The organism is Streptomyces sp. NBC_00299, from assembly GCF_036173045.1.
Lineage (GTDB): Bacteria > Actinomycetota > Actinomycetes > Streptomycetales > Streptomycetaceae > Streptomyces > Streptomyces machairae.
Genome location: NZ_CP108039.1, coordinates 25,238 through 45,687 on the forward strand (window position 1 = coordinate 25,238; position 20,450 = coordinate 45,687).

Annotated in this window: 16 protein-coding genes; 14 read left to right on the forward strand and 2 right to left on the reverse strand. The window is 70.5% G+C overall.

Annotated elements, in window-relative coordinates:
- The first annotated feature begins 4 nt into the window (after positions 1–4).
- The 4 genes from OHT51_RS00090 (at position 5) to OHT51_RS00105 (ending at position 4,117) form a co-directional block, all read left to right on the forward strand.
- Positions 5–835, forward strand: coding sequence for a thiopeptide-type bacteriocin biosynthesis protein (locus tag OHT51_RS00090; protein WP_328876804.1), 831 nt, complete (start codon positions 5–7; stop codon positions 833–835).
- A 121-nt stretch (positions 836–956) separates the two neighbouring features.
- Positions 957–2,000: a hypothetical protein gene (locus tag OHT51_RS00095; protein WP_328876805.1), complete on the forward strand. Its 1,044-nt coding sequence runs from the start codon at positions 957–959 to the stop codon at positions 1,998–2,000.
- Positions 2,001–2,634: 634 nt separating this feature from the next.
- The gene (locus OHT51_RS00100) at positions 2,635–2,838 is read left to right on the forward strand and encodes a hypothetical protein (protein WP_328876806.1); all 204 of its coding nucleotides are present in this window, start codon (positions 2,635–2,637) and stop codon (positions 2,836–2,838) included.
- Between the two features lie 724 nt (positions 2,839–3,562).
- Positions 3,563–4,117, forward strand: coding sequence for a hypothetical protein (locus tag OHT51_RS00105; protein ID WP_328876807.1), 555 nt, complete (start codon positions 3,563–3,565; stop codon positions 4,115–4,117).
- A gap of 393 nt (positions 4,118–4,510) precedes the next feature.
- On the opposite strand, the gene OHT51_RS00110 is transcribed toward OHT51_RS00105, so the two are convergent.
- Complete coding sequence (locus OHT51_RS00110; RefSeq protein ID WP_328876808.1) at positions 4,511–5,968, reverse strand: hypothetical protein; 1,458 nt, start codon at positions 5,966–5,968, stop codon at positions 4,511–4,513.
- Positions 5,965–7,416, reverse strand: coding sequence for a hypothetical protein (locus tag OHT51_RS00115; protein WP_328876809.1), 1,452 nt, complete (start codon positions 7,414–7,416; stop codon positions 5,965–5,967). The genes OHT51_RS00110 and OHT51_RS00115 overlap by 4 nt, the downstream gene beginning before the upstream one ends.
- A 700-nt stretch (positions 7,417–8,116) precedes the next feature.
- Between OHT51_RS00115 and OHT51_RS00120 the strand changes: the two genes are divergently transcribed.
- From OHT51_RS00120 to OHT51_RS00165, 10 genes are all read left to right on the forward strand, one after another.
- Entirely contained in the window at positions 8,117–9,055 is a 939-nt protein-coding gene (locus OHT51_RS00120; RefSeq protein WP_328876810.1) for a conjugal transfer protein, read from the forward strand.
- Positions 9,052–9,393, forward strand: a complete 342-nt coding sequence (locus tag OHT51_RS00125) for a hypothetical protein (protein WP_328876811.1) — start codon at positions 9,052–9,054, stop codon at positions 9,391–9,393. The genes OHT51_RS00120 and OHT51_RS00125 overlap by 4 nt, the downstream gene beginning before the upstream one ends.
- Positions 9,390–9,971 carry a hypothetical protein gene (locus OHT51_RS00130; RefSeq protein ID WP_328876812.1) on the forward strand — a complete coding sequence of 194 codons (582 nt, stop codon included), beginning with the start codon at positions 9,390–9,392 and terminating at the stop codon, positions 9,969–9,971. Before OHT51_RS00125 ends, OHT51_RS00130 begins: the two co-directional genes overlap by 4 nt.
- Positions 9,968–12,715, forward strand: a complete 2,748-nt coding sequence (locus OHT51_RS00135; RefSeq protein ID WP_328876813.1) for an ATP-binding protein — start codon at positions 9,968–9,970, stop codon at positions 12,713–12,715. Before OHT51_RS00130 ends, OHT51_RS00135 begins: the two co-directional genes overlap by 4 nt.
- Positions 12,712–13,062 carry a hypothetical protein gene (locus tag OHT51_RS00140; RefSeq protein ID WP_328876814.1) on the forward strand — a complete coding sequence of 117 codons (351 nt, stop codon included), beginning with the start codon at positions 12,712–12,714 and terminating at the stop codon, positions 13,060–13,062. Before OHT51_RS00135 ends, OHT51_RS00140 begins: the two co-directional genes overlap by 4 nt.
- Position 13,063: 1 nt before the next feature.
- Entirely contained in the window at positions 13,064–15,103 is a 2,040-nt protein-coding gene (locus OHT51_RS00145) for a hypothetical protein (protein ID WP_328876815.1), read from the forward strand.
- A gap of 20 nt (positions 15,104–15,123) precedes the next feature.
- Positions 15,124–15,864: a hypothetical protein gene (locus tag OHT51_RS00150; protein WP_328876816.1), complete on the forward strand. Its 741-nt coding sequence runs from the start codon at positions 15,124–15,126 to the stop codon at positions 15,862–15,864.
- A complete protein-coding gene (locus OHT51_RS00155) occupies positions 15,861–17,018 on the forward strand; it encodes a C40 family peptidase (RefSeq protein WP_328876817.1) in 1,158 nt (385 codons plus the stop codon). The genes OHT51_RS00150 and OHT51_RS00155 overlap by 4 nt, the downstream gene beginning before the upstream one ends.
- Positions 17,015–17,653: a hypothetical protein gene (locus OHT51_RS00160; RefSeq protein WP_328876818.1), complete on the forward strand. Its 639-nt coding sequence runs from the start codon at positions 17,015–17,017 to the stop codon at positions 17,651–17,653. The genes OHT51_RS00155 and OHT51_RS00160 overlap by 4 nt, the downstream gene beginning before the upstream one ends.
- A gap of 92 nt (positions 17,654–17,745) precedes the next feature.
- Complete coding sequence (locus OHT51_RS00165) at positions 17,746–20,256, forward strand: ATP/GTP-binding protein (protein ID WP_443052682.1); 2,511 nt, start codon at positions 17,746–17,748, stop codon at positions 20,254–20,256.
- Positions 20,257–20,450: the final 194 nt, after the last annotated feature.

Below are 20,450 nucleotides of genomic sequence, written 5' to 3' on the forward strand. Positions count from 1 at the left end.
CCTCATGAACTCATCGACCTGGTGCCAGGCCAACGTGGCGTTCCCAAACTGGGAACGCGCCGAGACCATAGCCTTGGCCCGACTCGCCCCGCTCCTGCTCGCGGCCGAGGACGAAGGCGCCCTCACCTCGTGGTTCATCATCCGTAAGCACCCCTGTTGGCGCGTGCGCTACGCGTCCCCCACCGGCGGGTTGCACCGCATCGGCCAGGGCCTTGACGTGCTGATCGCCGAGGGCGACATCACAGCGTGGACGGAGATCATCTACGAACCCGAGGTCCACGCCTTCGGCGGAGCCGAAGCCATGGCGTCCGCCCACCGTCTCTTTCACCGCGACAGCCGGAGCCTCGTCGACTTTCTCCGGAGCGACGCCGGCGAACACCGACGCGAGACCTCCCTGATGCTGTGCAGCCTCATGATGCGCTCCGCCGGACTGGACTGGTACGAGCAGGGCGACGTCTGGGCACGCGTCGGCGCGCACCGCACACTGCCCGCCGATACCGAACAAGCCAACCAACACCGCCTGCACGCCGCCGTGCACCGACTGCTCTCCGTGAACGGAGAGGACATGACCCGCGCGGGTGGACCACTGGCCCACGCTGCCGAATGGGCACGCGCCTACACGGACGCCGGGAGGGAACTGGTCCACCTCACAGACTCGGGACAGTTGCGCCGCGGCCTGCGTGACGTCCTGGCCCATCACGTGCTCTTCGCCTGGAACCGGATCGGCCTGCCCTACGCCACGCAGGCCACCCTCGTGGCCGCCGCGAAGTCCGTCATCTTCGGCCCCGACCCCACCGCCGAGAGGAGCGCGACAGACCGTGTGGAAACTCCCTGACTCCGTTGCCCAGCGCTTCCCCCTCGTTGCTCGTCCTCGTCCGGCCTGCCGCTCCCTGCACCAACGGGTACGTGACCTGGCCGAAGCCGCCGACATCGCAGCAAGGCGGAACGACTCGGCCATGGCCTCCGCGGTCTACAACCAGGCCGCATTGATGGCCTCCGATGCCGGAGAGCCGGACACCGCCCGCCTCATGTGCCACCAGCACGCCGCCGCCTACCTACAGGCCGCCCCCTTATCCGGCAGGGCCGCGATCCGCGCACTTGAACCGGCCGTTAACCTCGCGCGCCTACACATCCGCGCCGGCCAGGCCGACGAGGGCCGTCAACTCCTCCTGACGTTGTTCGACGCGGTCAGTACCGAGTCCCCCACTCACGTCGAGGACATCTCCGTACCGGCCGGCCTCACCGCGACGGCCGAAGACCGCCACGAGGTCCGCGCCTGGCTGTGGAGCGTCCTCCTCGCCGACGGCACACGCGCCCTGACCAGTGCCGGCCGCTGGGCCGAAGCCCTTGCCCACGCCGAAATGCACCACGGCGTCGGACAGCGCATGCTCGACGGCCGCCAAGTCGCCGTCCTCGCCGCGCTCACAAGCGGAAACACCCGCAACGCCAGCAGCCTCCTGGCACATACAGTGCCCGGACAGCCGTGGGAGGAGGCTGTCACGCACTGCCTGACCGTCCTGTGCCAGCGCATGTCCGGGCATCGCTGGCGGCGCGCGCTGCAGGACCTGGTGGCCGCCTACCTCGAGCGCCCGGACCAGGACGGCATGGCCGTCTTCAACACGCGGCTCGGACTCACGGCGTTGGACCTGATCGATTCAGCCGACGACCCAGCGGCGCGCCTGATGGTTGCAGAACTGCACCGTCGGACGATGAAAACCGCCGACGGCCACGCAGCCCGAGAAACCCTGGCACACCCGTCCTTCACGGCACTCGCCACCGACCGGGAGACAGAAGACTGCTATGCCCTTCTGCGCGACTGCGCACTCGAAGCGGGAGAGCTCCCTGGAGAATTGAGTGCCCAACTCGCGGCGGCCTTGCGTATGAGCGACCGCACCATACGCCGGAGCCTCGCCACCCGGAGCGGGATCACACGAACGAGGCAGAGCGATCTTGATCAGAAGGTGTCACAGCTCACCACCCGGCCACGTTCCGCACTGTGAACAGAGTGACCACTCAGGCCAACCCAGCAGCGATCCGCGACGCCCCCCTTTCACACGCCACCGGCCGTCGTGAAACTTTGTCCCCCCGTTGCTGCTCCCCGTACCCGCGGGGGTGTTCCTTGTAAGAAAGCCTGGGTGAAGCCGCAGTCGCGTCCGTGCGGTGTCAGCCGGCCGGGGACCGCGAAGCCGATCCACATCGGATAGTGGTCGGAGACGACAGCTGCGCCAGCGTGCCCTCACCCTGCAACTCGGGCACGAAGTCGACATGGCCGCCGGCGACCGAGTTCACCGAGCAGGTGACCGGTGCCCGTACCGGTGCGGTGAGACTGCTCGAACCGCGCTGGCGGATTAGCGGCGGAGCCTCGTCTGACACCGAACTCACGTACTACTGGGCTTTTATGACGTCCCCTCAATAAGCAATGTGGTGTGCGTCACAGGTTTTACCATTATCCGGAAATTAGTGAAATTCCATGTCTACCCTGACCCACGTCAGGGTAGACATGGAATTCCGCTAAACGTACCTTGACCTGCGGAAACGCGAATTGCGATCTTGGTCCTGAGATGGCCAATCTGATGTCGTGCCGAGGCGCCCGGCGCACACCATCAACGATCGCAACTCACCGGGGGGAAACCCGTGTTCGACCTCACCCAGATCATCCCGCTCGCGCTGGGCACCGTCTCGCTCGTCGCCATCGCGTCCGACTCGCACGCGCCGTGCGGCACCCAGGCCAAGCAGCAGGCGGAGAGCATCACCGACCACCTGCGCGCCGTGGCCAACCACGCCCGCGCCGTCGTGGTGCTGATCGTCCACAAGACCGGCGCCGCCGGGGATAACTAGGGCCGCCCCCGGTGGCCGGCACCGACCGCCGCCGGGGCACCCAGCACGAGGCGGTGGTCGCTTGGGCTTCCGCGAGAGCGCGCTGTGAGCTCGGCAGGCCGGGCTCACAGCCCCGTGGGCCGGTCGCCCTGTGCCCAGTTCGTGGGTGAAGGTGGCGAGCGGGACGATCTCACCCGGCTTGCATCCCCGGTAGGACCGCGCCGGCGGTCGGTGTGCCGTCGAGGAAGGTGAGACCCACGACGATCAGGCCGATGACGGACGCTGCCAGAAGAATGAGGGCGGCGTGCTGGGTGATGAACGGGCCGGGTTGGGAGTTCTCGGCTGGGAATGGGTGGCGGCTTCCTCGTCTTGATGAGGGCGATACCGACCCTCGCGGTCAGCGACCGGATCGCGGTCGGTACCCGCATGTAGCCCCACAGCCGGCAGCGTCGCCGAGCGCGCCGACAGTGGGATGAGCGCGGCCGTCCTCGCGCCAACGTCGAGGGCGTCCGCCCGTCCCTCAGCGCCCCAGGCCCGACGATGGACGGGCGGGTCCGGGCCTCAGCCCCGCGGGTCTCCCTGTCAGGGCCTCGACGCTGCGAAGAGCCCTCACCCGTAAGTACCTCCGGGGAAAGAGGCCCAATCGCATCATCACCTATTCAAGGTCACAACGCAGAGACATGACCCTCACTCAGGGCACACCGACACGCATGATTCATTCCTGCACATCGAGCCCTGGGGGACCATGACCGACACCACGCCACCACCCATGCCCGACTTCCCGCCACCCGTGCCTGCTCCGAAGAAGTCCCGCACCAACTCCGTCATCATCGGCTCAGCCGCCGCAGTCATCGCCGCGGTCGTCGCGACCGGCATCGTGGTCGTGCAGTCCGGGAACGACGACAGCAAACCGGACGCAGCCACCACATCGACTACCGCAGATCCCGTGACTGCCGCAGCTGCGGAGGAGACGGAGATCGAGCCGACATACGAAGTGGTCGATGCCGACAGCTTCACGATCGAGCTGCGCACCACCAGACGGCAATGCTTCGGGTCGGCTGGCTGCAACATGACGGTCGAGCCGGAGCTGACCTACCTGGGCGAGAGCGAGGACATCGACCCGGACGCCGTGTACGAAATCACCTACGAGATCCGCGGCGACGACTCCGGCCCCGTCGTCCAGACGGCTGAGCTGTCGGACCAGGCGAGCCTGAACTACACGCCGTCTCTGATCAGTACGGCTTCCTCGGGTACCAAAGTGTCCGTGAAGATCACCGACGTCACGGGCCGAGGGCACTGAGGCGTCATAGACCAGCCGTACAGCGGCCCCGTCCCGGGGGTTGCCCGGGACGGGCCGTCATCGTGCGGTGGGCTACTCCCTGTGCGGCTCACGCGCCTTCCTGGATCACCGCCCCGCAGCGGCGGTGACAGACTCCCAGAGCACACACTCAGCAGCCCGCCCGGCCGCCGATCCCGAGTCGTCTGCCCGGCAACCTCCACAGCACACTAGACCTCTGCCGCACGGCTACACCCACACCGTCGTCCGACGGACCGTCCGCGCCGAACACGTGGGCATACACCGCGCTTGCCGCACCGCCACACCCGCGGGGTGCGGGCTGCCGTTCACGGCCAGGATCTTCACTCCGCCCTGCGCCACCGGCATTTCACCGGTTCGCCCACCGGGATGGTGTTCCTACGCCCGATGGAAGAGCGGGGGCAGCAGGTTGTCGCCTGGCCAGAGGTCCTGTTCGGCGACGAGGCACGCGAGGTAGGTGTCGATCTCCGCCAGGACGGCGGCGCGTTCCTTCGGGCCGTAGGTGAGGGTCTGGCCGGCTTCGGTGCAAAGAGTGCCCACGTGGTTGTCCGGGCCGGTGCAGATGAGGGCGCGGGCGATCTCGGGCAGGCCGAGGCTGAGGGCGTCGCACTGTGCGGTGCGCACGAGCCGGACGAGGTCGGTGGTGACTTTCTCCCAGTCGCCGACGTAGGGCCACTGCGCGCCGCCGTCCAGTTCGTGGGTGAGGGTGGCCAGCGGGATGATCTCGCCCGGCGCGCGTTGCTGGGTGAGGCGCTCGTGGATCCGGGCGCCGTCGGGCTGGTGCACCTCGGGGTGGAGCAGCGAGGCCGCGGCGACCACGGTCGCGTTGATCTCCTGCGCGCCGTCGCCGGGGTAGTACGGCTCGTGCGCAAAGAGCAGATACACGTCGGTGGTGCGGGCCGAGTTGTCGGACTGAGTACGGGTCACGGGTCGGGCTCCCTTCAGCAGTGAAGTGGCGGGATTGGGCGGTGGTGTGGGCGGGGTTGCTCGTTCGAAGCCGGGTGGAAGCGGACCCAGGGGGCCTTCGTCGCCGTGGGGCTGGCCCCTCTGGCCGGATGCCGGCTTGGCGCGGATGTGCTCGAGGGCCTGGGCGACTTGGTCGGCGAGGTGGACCATCAGCCGCTCCCGGTCGATCAGTTGCGCCGAGACACTGCGGGTGTCCTGGGCATGGGCGTGGAGCAGGCCGGCGGCGTCCCACAGCAGGTGGTGGCCGATCTCGGCCGAGCGGCGCAGCTCGTAGCGGTCGCTGCCGGCGGCAGCGTCGACCAGGCCGGTGTGCAGGTCGGCCAGGCGCTGCAGGTAGCGGCAGGCAGCGTCGCCTTCGACTGTGCGGACGTACTCGCCCGCCCGGTCGTCGAGCCAGCCGGGCACATGTTCGGTGAGCAGTGGGGCGAGCAGCATCGCCGGCAGCACCAGACCGGCGGGGATGCCGCGGCTCAGGGCATACAGGGCGGCGACGAGGGCGACAGCCGCCACGGCCGTCGTGGAGATGCGCAGAGATGCTCGGCTTTCGGGGGCCAGGGCGATGCGGTGCGCGGGACGCCTGAGCAGCCAGCGCACCGCCAGCCGCTGCGTCCGCGTCGAGCCGGGGGTGAGCACCCCGATCTGCGCCGGGAGTTCGGGCAGTGTGCCGTCGCCGGGGACAGCCCAGGCGAGCCAGCCCCACGAGGTGCGTTCATGCACGAGCACGGGCCGGCACCCGGCCGAGCACACGCCGGCGCGGACGTGGCCGGCGCGCAGGGCGCGGGAGGATTCCTTCTCCCACCGGCCCGCCTCGCGGGTGAAGGGGCGTTGGTGGTGCGCGGTCGGCGGCGTGGTGTGGAACTTTTGCGTCACAGGGCGCTTCCTTCCAAGTGGTCGATGAACGTGGACGCGCACGTGGTGCAGCGGCCGTCGCCGTCGGGGTGGGCACGGCGAGGTGTCGGCCCCGGGCAGGTGCGGCATGGCGGCCAGCCGAGGCAGGCCGGACAGAGGTCCTCGCCGGGAGCGGGTCCGGGGACGCCGCAGCCGGCGCATTCGGCCAGCGCCCGGTAGGTCAGGGCCTCGCTCACCGTGCGCGCAGACCCGGTCCAGTTGGTGGTCGACATCGGCATCGAGCCGTCGGGCACGGGCACGGACTCATTGCGGTAGGCGGCCGCGACGGCGGGCGGCGGATAGGCCTGGGCGGCGCGCAGCCGGGCGGCGACGATCGCGCCGACCGTCGTGCGCACCGGATGTGGCAGGGGGCGGCCGGCGATGACGTGCCGCAGTTGCTCGGCGCTCCAGCCGGCTTCCAGCATCACGGTCGCGACACGGCCTTGATCGGTCAGCGCCTGTCCTGTCAGCAGGAGTTCAGGGTGCGCCGTCCCGATCGACAGCAGCAGCCGGATCCCGGGGTGCATCTCATCGGCCTCGGGCGCAGGAAGTGAAGTCGTCGGCGCATCCGGCCGGCCGGTCCGTCCAGGGGCTCGCGGCGATTCGCTGCGGCCGCACGGACGGACGGGTCTGGTGTTCTGCTGAGTGGTCTTCTTTCTGTTGGTGTTCTTAGTGGGCCGATCAGCCAACGTAGGCTCATCCACTGGTGGAAAACCCGACTCTGGCTGCGACCTGCTGTTGTGCAGAGCGGGTAGGTCGGTGATGAAGTAGGCGGCCGCACCGAGGGTTCCGTCCGGGTCACGCTGGCGTTCCCGGACGAGAAAGCCGTACTTCTCGAGCTCCTTCAGCCCGCTCTTGACGGCTGAGGCGCCGTCGTGGCCGCGGCGGGCGATGTCGGTGACGGTCATCCGCCAGCCCTCCCTGTGCGTGGAGAGCAGCCCGAACAATCCCTTGGCCTTGAACGACAACTCGGTGGTACGGAACAGGGCGTTGGCGACCTGGGTGAAGGAATCGGCCGCCATCACGCCCCGGCGGATCCCCGCCCCGAACCCGCCTGCGTGCCCGGCCTCGGGGGCCGCGATCATCAAGTCGGCTTCGCCCAGCGCGATGTCCAGGGTGGCCGGGCGGTCCGTGATGCCGTAGACGATCTCGCCGAGAGTGCCGTCAGGCCGGCGCAGCCGCTCACGGACCAGATAGCCGCGCGCCTCCAGCTCCCTCAGCCCGGTGCGTACCGCCTCCCGTCCGTCCGGACCGAGGCGGACGAGATCGGCGATCTTCACCTGCCAGCCGTTGGCGTGCGTACTGACGTACCCGAAAATCCCCTTCGCCTTGAACGACAACCGGGCATCGCGGAACAACGCGTTGGCGACCTGGGTGAACTGATCAGCCGCCATCACACCCCGGCGGACCCCGGCCCCGAACCCGCTCACCGCCGTGCCACCGGCGCCAAGCAGGCACCGTGGCCACGGCGGCACTCCGGGCTCACCGAGGCGGAGCGGCCGGTAGTCCAGGGCGTGGCGGCATACGCGTGTTCCATGCCGCCAGCACACTCGCCGACCCCGACCAGGAGGACGGCCACCAGGGCCGACCACCGGTCACAATCCGGCAACCTCAGCCCTTCAGCTGCCGTGGTCGGGCTCATGGTCGGGGCGACCACGCGCCCTCAACTCCGGTATGCGCAGAGTGCGCCCGCACGATTGCGCACCGCCGGACGGTCGGTGCGCAACGTGGTCTGCGTGACCGGTCGATGGTCGTGCGCAGTCGATTGGCGCCATGCGGCTGCGCAGTCCGCCCCAAGGTTGCCGATCGTCTCGTGCGCAGGTGCAGTTGCCGCATTGCGCAGGCACTGCCGCGGGTCTCACGTGGCAACCGTCTGCGCACTGGTGCGCGGGTCCGGCGACCGGGCGGCAGGAAGGGCCCATAGCTGTCACCGGCGGGGCGACTTCCGGCGAACCAGGATGGCGCCAGCCCCAACGTGCGGCTACCCCGTGGTCGGGCCGACCACCGGCCCGACCACGGACTTCGTGTCCCCATCGTGACCGTGGTCGGGGGTTCATGGTCGGTGGTCCGGTCGGGGCCCGCGGGTTTTCTCAAGGTCAGCAACATTCGTTCTGACCTGGGAGTTTGACCATGTCTCCTGGCAAGCAGGCCTCGGAGAGCAAGACAGCTGCCCCGATGGCGGCAGGCGCCCGGCTGGAGGCGATGCGCCGCCGAGTGCGTCTGTCGCGCCTGGCCATCTGGACCGTCATCGGGGCTGGCCCCATCGCTCTGGGCGTCGCCCTCGCCTCCACCCCGACCACGGTCGAGGCGGCCACCACCCCCAAGCCCACCGCCGCCGTGCGCAGCAGCACGGCGGCCGCCGCCGATCCGGCGGGCTATGCGCAGCTGTTCGTCCACGCGTGGCTGCGCAGCAACGCGGATGATGCGGCGAGTGCGCAGTCGCGGCTTGCGCAGTCGATGGCTCCGGATGTCGGAATGCCCGACCCGGCCGCGGATGCGCAATCAACGCCGGCGTCGGTGACGGCGGTGCGCAGTGCGCAGCGCGCAGGCGGCGCGTGGTCGGTGACGGTGGCCGCGCAGTACGCCGACGGGCGGTTGCGGTACTACGCCGTGCCGGTGTCCGCCGACCGCGGGGGCGCCTCGTTCGCCGTGACCGGTGCGCCCAGCGTGGTGGCCGGCCCAGGTCGGGCCGAGGTGCCGAAGTCGCCGTACGGCGTGAACGTCCCTGACGGTGATCTCTCCTCGGCAGCCGAGGAGTTCCTCACCGCTTACCTGGCGGGCGCCGGCGAGGTGGACCGCTACCTCGCCCCCGGCGTGAGCCTTTCTCCTGTCTCCCCCGCCCCGTACACGGCCATCACGGTGCAGCAGCTGTCCGCCGTCGAGGAGGCAGCCGCCGCGGAGCAGGTGCCGGCCGACGGCACGAAGGTCCGTGTCATCGCTCAGGTGGAAGCCCGGGACACCGGCGGGCGGTGGCCGCTGGGTTACGAGCTCGCGCTCACGGCCCGCTCGGGCCGCTGGGAAGTCTCAGCGCTCGAGTCCGGGACGGCCGGGGACGGGGGTGCGCGGTGACCACGGTGACCAGCGTGATCCTTGCCGGTCAGCTGGACGACCTTGGCGACAGTTGGATCAACATGCTCAAGGACTGGGCGACCAAGGGTCTGCAGGCCGGTCTGCTCGTGCTCGTCGTCATGATCATGGTCCAGAAGTTCAGCCTCAAGGCGGGAATCGGCGCGCTGTTGCTGATGATCATGGCGCTGGGGTTGTACAACTCCCGCGAGGACCTGGCGGACATGTTCGAGGACGAGGTCAAGAACCCTGCCAAGGGCGCGCCAGCTGTCCCCGGCATCGTGCACCGTTCTGACCCCGTTGCAGGAGAGCACTCCACTGGCGTCGGAGGCCGGCCGTGAGCGGCGCGGCGGCCGCGGCCCGGACGGGGCGTTTCTACACCGCCGCCCGTCGCCATCCGTGGGTGCTGGGAAAGGTCGCGGACTGGAAGATCCCCCTCGGCCCCTACACGCCCGCGCAGATCGCCCTCGCCGTCGGCGGCGGCTTCCTCTTGGTCAAGACGATCAGCTGGTGGTCGGTGCTGGGGCCGATCCCGATCGCGGCCTGGCTGCTGGCGGTCTGGGCGGTCCGACGTCCGAAGATCGCCGGCCGTGCCCCGCTGCAGGCGGCGCTGGGCTGGGGACTGCTGCTGTGGCAGCCCCAGGGAGGGCGGATCGGCGGACATGCCGCCCGCGACCGCGCTGCGCGCCCGCTGATCGGCGGCTTCACGATCGAGGACACGCCCGCCCCCGCAATGGCAGCCACACCGGCCGCTGCGGTGCGGCCGCGTACCGGACGGTCGCCGCACCCGAACCCGGCCGCCAACCGTACGGCCCCATGGCACCGCAGGGAGCCGGCAGGTCCCGCCGTGACGGTGGGACCGGTTTCGGGTGTTCAGCAGCTCCTCGCGTTCGCCGAGCAGGGCGGGGGTGTGCGGTGAGAGTTCCGGTCCGTCACATCTCCGGGCACCTGGTCTGGTCGACGCACGGCAGCGTGTGGGCGCTCTACCGCCTGCACCCGGGCCCGGACGCGCAAGGGCAGCACGAGGAGACCGTCCAGGGCACGTACGTGCCCGGCGCGGTCCGCGACGAACAGCTCGCCAAGATCACACATTTGGTGCGCTCCCTGTCCGGGGCGCCGCGGCTGTTCGGGCTGTGCGCGCAGGTCGATCCCGGCGAGATCGCTCTCAAGATGATCGAGGGCATCGAGCCGGCCCACACGGCATCCGACGGGGGCCGGCACCCGTGGGTGGAGAACGTCGAGGCGACCCTGGATCTGCTGGACGAGCAGGAGATGCACCACCGCACCCTGTGGCTGGCCGTGCCGCTGCAGACCGAGACAACCGGCCTTCAGGTATCGGCCTCCCTCGGCGCAGCGTGGGCGGAGCTTTCGCCGATGCTCGGCATGCGGCCGGCGCCGGTCGCGCAGCGGGAGGTGGCCGCCTACCGCGAGCAGGCTTCCCGGGTGGAGGCCGCGCTCGCCGGCGGGATCGCCTTCCGTCCGGCCCGCCCGGCGGAGATCGTGTGGATGGTCCAGCACGCCCTCCACCGCGGTCTGGCAGAGCCCCTGCTGGCGGAAGCGCAAGCCAGTAACCTGTACGGCGGGCACGTGCGGGACGGGATGCTGCGCTCCCCCAGCTACGCCGACCTCGGCCAAGTCCGCCTGCACGAAGGCGGCATCGACCCCGACCTGGACGACATCGACGACCTCAAAAGCACCACCCGGATCACACGGTCCGGGCGGACGGCGTGGTGGCGGGTGAACAGCGGCTCGCCGCTCGGGCGGCGCTGGCTGCAGATCGAAACCGACGCCGGCGTGGGCTACCAGGCGCAGCTCGCTCTGGCCGAGTGCCCGCCCGCAGTCAGCCAGGACGCCGCCGACCTGTTCGCCCAGCTCGAGATGCTCGACTTTCCCATCGACTACACCGTCGACCTCACCCTCGTCCCGGCGGAGAAGGCCCGCGACCAGGTACGCCGCAAGAAGAACGAACTCATCGACCAGGCCGACCAGTACGACGCCCGCCCCACCGGCATGCCCGCCTCCCTGACCGACGCCGCCCGCGACCTGGGCGAGCTGGACGCCCGCCTGTCCCGCACCAGCGTGGAGGTCGAGGTGCAGTCGGTGACCGTGCTGACGGTGTGGGGGCCGACCGCCGCCATCTGCGACGCCCGCGCCAGCGCCCTGGCCGCGCTGCTCGCCGGCGCCGACTACCGCGCCGTGCGCCCGGCCGGACTCCAGGAAGCCCTGTTCACCCTCGGCCTGCCCGGCACCGTACGCCCGGGCGTCGTACGGGAGTTCACCCAGCACCAGATCTCCGAAGACTGGGCGCTGTCCGGGGCCTTCACCGCCTCGGAGGTCGGCGACCCGAACGGCATGTTCCTCGGCATCGACCTGGACAGCGGCACCACCCGCCCCGTCATGATCAACGTGGCCGACGCACCCAAGGTCGACGCCTCGGCGTCGATGGGCATCGTCGGCGACCTCGGTGCGGGCAAGAGCGTCCTGCAAAAGCTGATAGCGGAAGCCGTGTGGGCGCGCGGCGGCTGCGCCATCTGCATCGACCGCACCCCGGTCCGCGAGTGGGCCACCTTCGCCCGCACCGCAGCCGAAGGCCGCGTCCAGATCATCGACGCCGCCCAGGCCGAAGTCTCCATCGACCCGCTACGCATGTTCGACGGCCCCGAAGGCCGCCACTACGCCCTGTCCTACCTCACCCTGCAGCTCGGCATCGGCCCCATGAGCACAGGCGGCGAAGTCCTGCACCACGCCGTCGAACAGGCAGCCGCCAGCCAAGAGCCGTCCATGCACCGCATGCTTCAGGTCCTCGAGGAGATGGCCAGGAGCGAGGTGGGCAAACGGCAGGACGCGGCCGCCACCCTCGCCGGTCTCGTCCGCGTCGTCGCCACCAACCCGCTCGCGGCGATGGTGTTCGACCCCACGCTGCCGCCAGTGCACCTGGACGCCTCCAGCACCTCCGACATGATCGTCATCACCACGACCGGGTTGAAACTGCCTCCCAAGCAGGCGTTCGACAACCCGGAGGTCCTGCACCAGCAGCCGCTGGAGGCACTGATCGGCCGTGCGGTGCTCTACCTGATCGCCGCGATCGCCCGGCAGACCGCGTTCGAGGACCCCGCACGGTTCACCGCCGTGGTCCTGGACGAGCTGTACTGGCTCACCTCCTCGGCCGAAGGCACCGCCCTGGTCCACGAAATCCTCCACGACGGCCGCAAACACGGCGCCGGCCTGATCGCGGGATCCCACGACGCCGCAGAACTCGGCCCCGACCGCGGCCTGATGGCCTACCGCGCACTCGCCCGCACCGCCGACCGCGAACGCGCCCGCCGCGGCCTGGAGTTCCTCGGTCTGGATGCAGCCGATCCCGCGCTGCTGCGGCTGGTGACCACCGGCCTGTCCCCGGTCGGCCGCAAGGGCCGCGAGGGCGAGTTCCTGATCACCGGGCCCCGGCAGAACACCGGCCGCATCAAGGTCGTCATCCCCCGCATCGCCCGTATCGCCTCGTCCATCACCACCACCCCGGGCCACCGGACCACGACGCCCCAGCCCACGCCGCTCGCCAATGCCAATGCCAATGCCAGTGCTGGCGCTGGCGCTGGTGCTGGTGCTGGCGCTGGCGCTGGCGCTGGCGCTGGTGCTGGTGACCATCTGAAGGACCTTCGATGACAGCCTTCTCCCCCAGCCGTGCGCGGCGCCTCGGCGCGGCCGTCGGCATCATCACAGTGACCGCCGTCGCGGCAGGGCTTGTGTCGATGACGTTCATGGTCAGCCTGCCCGAGGCATGGTGGCCGCGGACCGCAGCAGCCTTCGCTGCGACCGGTGACCGGCACGACGATCCGTGCGAGCTGATCGTGGGCCCGGCCAAGGACTACTGCGCGCGCGGCACCACAACTCCTCACGCTGACCGCGAGCATGGCGACGACACCGTGTGGCGGCTTGTTCCTGCCGCCGCGGCAGTGGGCACGTTCGCCATCTGGTGCCGGCGCAGGCCGACAGGGCGAGGACGGCGCTGACATGTTCCGCCCAGAGAGCGCAACGCTCCGCTCGGCCGGCTTCACCGTCGTGCTCACCGCCGTGTTCACCATGGTGAACAGCCAGGTCGTCTACGCGGCCGGCACCAGCGAGACGGGTGACCTCCTCGCGCCGCTGAACATCTACTCGTCCGAGGGCGTGCCGATCAACGGGTACGAGCTGAACGCCCAGGGCGGCTCCATCGTCGCCTTCAAGACGCAAGCCCTGACCTTCGCCTTGGGCGGTCTGTTCACGCTGATCCGGCTGCTGGTCGGCCTGGCCGGCTGGGCCATCGAGATGGCCTTCCGCTTCCCCCTGCTGAAAATCCTCATTGCTCCGGCGCAGAAGGTCGCCGACGCCTACGACACCGTGGTGGTCGACACGCTGGGTGTGAAGGGTCTGCTGCTCGCGTGGGCGTTCGTCTTCACCGCCTTCATGATCGTGCGCGGGCGAGTCGGCCGCGGCCTGGGCGAAATGATCCTGACCCTGCTCATCGGGGCGATCGCCGCCTCGGCTCTCATCCGCCCCGACACCCTGCTCGGCCCGGGCGGGCCGTTGGGGCAGTCACAGCAGGTCGCCGCCGAGGTGGCGCAGCAGAGCGTCAACTCCTACGACTGGGGCGGCAAACTCGCAAGCCTTGACCCGTGCGCCGGCCTGGCGGGCAACGCCGAGATCAAGTGCCTGGAACGGGAAGACGAGGAACCGGTCTCCTCAACTGATGTGGCCCGCCCTCTCCAGGACTCGGTCACCAACGCGTTGATCGTCAAGCCGTACATGCTGCTGCAGTACGGGCGCATCCTCGACCCCGCCAAGAAGTCCGACCTCAAGGCCTACGCCGTCCACCTGAAATGGGTCACCGGCGGCTACAAGGCACCCGGCTCCGGCACCGACGAGGCTAAGGAGCGTTGCAGCTTGCTCGCGGGCCCGGCCAAGAAATTCTGCGAACGAGACCAGGCAGGCGATCCCCACGCCGACGACAGCGGAGACGGGCTGCCGGCCCTCACTCCTGGCGGCGAACTGCTGGAAGCTTCCCACGCGATCGTCACCGACGAAGACCGTGAGTTCGACTCCTTCCTCCAGGACATGAAGAAGGCCGGCGACGTCGGCAAGGCGTGTGCCGCCTACGCGGACAAGCCCACCTGGTGGCGGGTGGGCGGTGCCGGACTGCTGTTGATCGCCGCGCTGTTCATCTGCGGCATGCTGCTGTCCAGCGCCATCGTGCTGCTCGGCACCCAGGGAGTCTGCGCCGCAGCGGCTGCCGTCGGGGGCGTTACCTTCGTCGCGGGCATGCTGCCCGGGCCCGCCCGCCAATCGGTGTGGAAGTGGCTGTCGATCTGGGGCATCGCAATCCTGGCCACGGTGGGGATCTGTGCCTTCGTGCCGTTCTTCGGCATCGCCGTCGACGCAACCATCACCGACGGACCCGACCTGGTGGTCGAGCGGATCCTGCTCATCGACGTGCTGGCCATCGCCGGGGCCGCCGGGCACCGCCGCCTGCTGACCGGGATCACGTCCTTCGGCCACCGCATGGCGATCCGGATGCGCTACGCCAAGGTCGGCGGGACCCACATGCCCGGCGACACCTCCGAGCTCGGAGCCGCCCTCGCCATGAACTCCCCCGCGGTGAGGGGTGGTTACGGTGGCGGCCTGCGTGCTTTCACCGGTGGGGGTGGCGGCCGGTTCGGGCTGCTCGGCACCCGGCAGCGGCTGATGGGCGCACTCGGCTCCCTGACCGACGGGGCGGGCATGCCGGTGGACACCAGCGGCGTCCTTGCCGGTGCCACCGCGGAAGCCGGACGCGGGCTCGCCCCACTCACCGCCGCGGCCGCCGTGGGCGGACTCGGCGCGCGGCTCGGCGCAAATAGCGCGCACTGGCTGCTGATCGGCCGCCGTCCGGACAGGGAGCAGTTGGCGAAGTGGCGCAAGCCCCCACCGCCGACGGCGACCCGGGCGAGGGTGGCCCCTTGGACGGGGGCGTCGGTGGAGGACCGCGGCGGCCCGGAGACCCCCCTGACCGTTACCGCGACGAGGACGGCCGCATAGTCGACCGCAACTCCGGCCAGGTGCTGCACGACCAGAACACCGACCGCACTCTGCTGTCCACCCGCGCCCACAACCGGCTGGTGCGCCTGCGCGGCTATCGCATCCTGAACCGCGGGGGCCGCACCGCCTACGGGGCGACAGTCGCCCTCGCGGCCAACGTCCGCCGAGCCCGGGCCGGCGGCTCGCGCTACGCCCACGACGCACGCCAGCAAGTACGGGTGTGGGGCAACACCCTGAGCGAGGACGGCCGGGCCTGGACCGCGACAGGCGGCCAGGTGTCCCGTGCCGTCAGCCGCCGCCTGCCGACCCGCCCGACACCAGCTACGGGGCCGACCGGGTCTTCCGAGCCCCCGGTCCGCACGATGCCGGCGTCCTCCACACGATCCGGCCCGCCCACGTCGTCGCCCGCAGGCAGCACCCCTGCGCCCGCCGCGCCGCCGGCGTCCCCGACCCGGTTGGGAGGCGGTCAGCCCCGGCGTCCGGCGAGCCCGGCCGGGCCGGTCCTGGCCGCAGGCGGCGGCGCGAGCAACAGCACGCGGGAGGCGGCGCGTGCGCGGTTCGAGGAACTCAAGCGGCGTACCGAGCCCGCGGCCGAGCGGCTGCGCCAGCAGGCGCGAGCCCCGCAGCCCCCCGACGACCGACACCCCTACGACCCGGACCCGGACAACCCGGACCCCGCCGACGCCGACTTCTGGGACTGGTGGCAGCGGCACAGCGAAGGCCCGGGCGGGGCACCGGACGAGGGCGGTGACCGCACATGAGACAGGCCCGTCGCCGTGTCGGGCGCTGGGGGTGTGGGGTCGTGCTGTTGCTGTTCGCCGCGGTGTGCTGCACCGCACCGGTCGGCAACGCGATCAGCGCCTACGTCGCGCTCAAGACGGGTGCACCCGGCGCGGGGGACGGTGGGATCGCCGAAGGCGGCACCGCCGCGGACATCCCACCGCGCATGCTCACCGCCTACAAGAAGGCCGCCCAGCAGGTTGTAAAGCACGTGCCGACGTGCCGGGGAATGCGCTGGCCGGTCCTCGCCGGGATCGCCAAGGTCGAGTCCAACCACGCCATCGGCCGGAACATAGCCGCAGGCGGGGACATCCGCCCGAAGATCTACGGGGTCCTCCTCAACGGCTCCGGCACCGGCGGCAACACCACCGCCTTGCCCGACACCGACAACGGCCGCTGGGACGGCACCGCGACCGCAGAGCGTGCCGTCGGACCCTTCCAATTCCTGCCCTCAACCTGGGAAAGCGCCGGCAAGGACGCAAGCGGCGACAAGCAGGCCGACCCGCACAACACCGACGACGCCGCCCTCGGCGCCGCAATCTACCTGTGCGGCAACGGCCGCGATCTGACCAAGCGGACCCAGCTCAAGGCCGCGATCTTCCAGTACAACCGCTCGAACGAGTACGTCGCCAACGTGCTCGGGTGGATCGACCAGTACACGGCAGCCGCCAAGGACCCGGACCTGAAGAACGTCTCAGGCAAGGTCCGCACCGTCATCGAGACGGCACTCTCCCAGCGGGGAGAACCGTACTCGTGGGGCGGCGGCAACGCGTCCGGGAAGTCATACGGGATCTGCTGCTCCCCCAGCGGCAAAAGCGGCACGACAATCCAGGGATTCGACTGCTCGGGGCTGACCACCTACGCCTACGCCAAGGCAGGCATTCCACTGCCGCGGACCGCGGCCGCGCAGGCCGGGGCCGGCCTGCGCATCCCCGCAAGCCTCGGCACCGACGCCCTCAAAGCGGGCGACCTCGTCTTCTACGCCCACGCCCCCGCACGCGACTCCACGATCTACCACGTCGGCATCTACGTAGGCGGCGGACAGATGGTCAACGCACCCCGCCCGGGCACCGTAGTGCGCCTCGACCCGGTCAACGCGATGTCCGGCTACGCGGGAGGAGCAAGGCTGCAGTGACCACCACCCCACGCTCACCCCAACTGCTGCTCGTCAGCACGGCTGTCCTCGCCATCGTGGGCCTCACCCTCCTCGGCCTGCCACGCGGGAACACACCAACGGCTCCGCCGACGTCGACGACCGCGCACGCGACCACTCATCCGGCATCTACAGCATCGCCACCCAAGACGCCTCTGGAGTTCTCTCGCTCGACAGCGCCCGCCGCATCCACACCATCAGCCCTCACGTCCGCTCTGCCGCCGCACGGCGAGGGCACCGCCGGCGACCGGACTGTCCAAAAGAGCCTGGAGGCGGCCTGGCCTGCCGACCTTCCCGCCGCCGAGGAGAAGGAGTTGCTCACTGCCGGCCGGGCACTGCTGCGCGCAGACGCCACCGGGATCGGCCGCGCGCAGTGGCCCGTCATCTTCCCCGGCTCGGGCAAAGCAGTGGCCCCGGCCTTCGCCACCGCCCGCTTCCGCATCCAGGCCGCGATCGCCCGCCGCGACGGCCGCCCGGGCAAGGCGGTGGTCCATCTGGTGTGGGCCGGCCAGGACCGCGGCGGGACCTTCACCGACCTGCGCATCACCGACTGGCCCTTCACCCGCACCACCTCACAGAAGGGAGGGCCCGCGTGGACCCCGCAGCCCCGTACCTGACCGGCCACGCCTCCGCACCGCCATCCAGCCAGCTACCCGGCCTCGTCTGGGGCATCGGGCACACCGTCGGCTGGGTGCTCACCCACTGGTGGATGGTGGCCCTGACTGCCGTCGCCGTCTGGGCCGCGAGTGAGGCGCTCGTGCGCCGCCTGGCGCGCAAGGCCTCCGCTGAGCGGATGGCACTGGAGCTCGCCCCGTCGCGGCACTTCGAACCAGGTCTGGAGGAGATCTTCCGCCGGGGTGTGCAGCTCGCTAGGGCCTCGACTTCCATGCCGTGGTGGGCGCCGCGCCGGTCCAAGGCGGTGCAGATCCGGCTGCGCCCCGACGGCTCCAGCCCGCTGCGCTACCGCGTCGAAGGCCCCGCCGGCGGCGAACGCCTGCTGTCCATCACACCGTTCGGTCCGGCCGTCACCGTGACCCGGGCCCGACCCACCATCGACAAGCCCCGCGACCATGTGGTGCGGGCCGAGTTCCTGCTGCGCGGCAAACCGACCGCACCCCTGCGGGAAGTGCCGCTGAACCCGGACCCGTTGCAGCCGCTGATCGACGCCGTCTCGGACCTACGTGCCGAACTGGGAGACCTCGCCGAGATCCGCCTCGACATCCAGCGCGCCCCCAAGTGGGCACTGCGGGCACGCCGTATGCAGCTGATGGGCCATGCGCGCCGCGCGGAGCGGCGCGAAGCCCAGCGGGCCGCCCGGTGGATGCGGCAGGACGCCACCGGCATCGAGGACTCGTGGACCTGGCAACTGCAACAACTGATCGCAGGCAAGCAGAGCGGGGGCGGGGGCGGGCGCCGGCTGGTCATGCCGCCGGTACCGCGCCGAGTAGACCCGGCCGAGGCCCTGGGCAAGCTCGCCGAGGACGACCACCTGGTGCGGGTGCAGCTGCTGGTGATGTGCGCGTCGAACACGTCAGGCCGCGCCGAAGCCAGGCTCGCTCAACTCCAGGCCGCACTCGATGTGTTCGGCGGCGGCTCCCGCTGGGCCATGCGGGGCTGGAACCTCGGCCCGTGGCGCATCGGCGCGGACCGCTGGCCCAGCCGGCGCGGCTTCGAACGCCGCTGGAACCTGGGGCACTGCCAGCCACCCCGGGCGAACTGGGTCCGCCTGGAGGAACTGACCGGGCTGCTCAAACCGCCCACCGTGCACTGCCGCCTGCCCCTGCTCGCCGGCGATCTGCCGACCTTCGAGCACGGGAACCCCGACCTGTTGCTGCAGGGCATCTACCGCGCCCCCGACGGCCGCCGACGCCTGGTCGCCACCTACGCCAACGAGACCCTGTTCGAAGTCGGGGTCGGCAAAGCCGGCGGCGGCAAAACCGAACGAGCCCTCGCCCAGGCGATCGGATGGGCCCACGCAGGCGGCGGGCTCATGTTCGTCGACCCGCACCGCGACTCCTGGCCACGCGCCCTGCCCTTCCTCGCCCACGACCATCTGATGCAGCGGATCGCCTTGATCGACCTCAACGCAGGCGGCCCTGCCCCTCAGCTCAGCTGCTGGAACCCGATCGGCATGCACCAGGGCCAGGCAGCCCACGAGGTCGTCGAGGCGACCGCCGACGCGTATGCGTCCGTACTCGGCTGGGACGACACAACCGCACCCCGCGCACTCACCATCCTCACCGCGTGCCTGGCGGTGCTGGTGGCCGTCAACACGGCCGCCTGCCAGGCCGGACGGCCGCAGGACCAGGCCACCGTCTTCCACATACGCCCGCTCCTGGCCGACCCCGCCTTCCGTGCAGCGGCACTCACCGCCATCGAGGAACGCCTGGACGCAGAGACCCGCTCATGGTGGCGGACAGTGTTCCCAGTGCTTCCCGCCGACGCGTTCGCCGTCATCCTCAACCCCATCGCCCGCCTCGCCGCCAACCCCGTCACCCGCGCCTTCCTCGGCCAGCCAGCCGGCGTCTACAACATCCGCGCCGCCATGGACACACGCATGATCGTGTGGATATGCCCGGGCGGCAACGGCCCCACCGACCGGCTCATCACCGCACTCCTCGCCCACGACCTCCTCCGAGCCGTCCGCTCCCGCAGAGACACCCCGGAAAACCAGCGGGTACCGTTCCGCCCCTACTTCGACGAACTGATCACCCTCACCGGCGCCGCCCCCGAAACCATCGCCGCCATGTTCGAGGACTTCCGCAAATACAAAGTCCACGTCCACGGCATGACCCAACTCCTCGCCCGCCTCCCCACCCCCGTACGGCTGTCACTCGTGCAGAACGCCTCCACACTGGCCACAACCGCAGGCTCACAGTCCGCGGTTGCCCCCATCACCGCAGAATGGGGCAACCAACCGAGCCCGGACGTCGTCGCCACCCTGGACCGGTACGAGCACTACATGACACTCACCATCGAAGGCCGCCGCATCGGCCCCGTCCACATCACCGGCCCCCACCTCGACGACATCTACGCCCACCACGCCCACCCAGGCCAAGCCCGCGCGCTGGAACACGCCGCCCACACCACAGCCGGCGCGTTGCCGCTGAACCAACTCACCGCGCGCGCCGACCAACAGCACGCCCGCGTCCACGACTTCCTCACCCAACACATCTCCACCGCCATGCCGACCGTCCGTGGGAAGAAGGGATACCAATGACCACCACCCTCGAGGCTCGAGCCCCGTGACCACGGGCTAGGAAGGTCGCGCGGCGGGACACCACCAAGCTGCACCTGGCCGTCGAACAGGGGCAGAAGCCCATGTCGATCGTGGTGACGGCAGGACAGCGTGGAGACTCTCCGCGGCTCGAACCCGTGCTGGGGAGGGTCCGCGTGCCCCGCCTCGGGCCGGGC

Coding starts and splice junctions, on each gene's coding strand:
- OHT51_RS00095 (WP_328876805.1), top strand. CDS start 957: ATGGCCTCCGCGGTCTACAACCAGGCCGCATTGATGGCCTCCGATGCC.
- OHT51_RS00140 (WP_328876814.1), top strand. CDS start 12,712: ATGACAGCCTTCTCCCCCAGCCGTGCGCGGCGCCTCGGCGCGGCCGTC.
- OHT51_RS00165 (WP_443052682.1), top strand. CDS start 17,746: ATGGTGGCCCTGACTGCCGTCGCCGTCTGGGCCGCGAGTGAGGCGCTC.
- OHT51_RS00120 (WP_328876810.1), top strand. CDS start 8,117: ATGTCTCCTGGCAAGCAGGCCTCGGAGAGCAAGACAGCTGCCCCGATG.
- OHT51_RS00155 (WP_328876817.1), top strand. CDS start 15,861: ATGAGACAGGCCCGTCGCCGTGTCGGGCGCTGGGGGTGTGGGGTCGTG.
- OHT51_RS00145 (WP_328876815.1), top strand. CDS start 13,064: ATGTTCCGCCCAGAGAGCGCAACGCTCCGCTCGGCCGGCTTCACCGTC.
- OHT51_RS00105 (WP_328876807.1), top strand. CDS start 3,563: ATGACCGACACCACGCCACCACCCATGCCCGACTTCCCGCCACCCGTG.
- OHT51_RS00090 (WP_328876804.1), top strand. CDS start 5: ATGAACTCATCGACCTGGTGCCAGGCCAACGTGGCGTTCCCAAACTGG.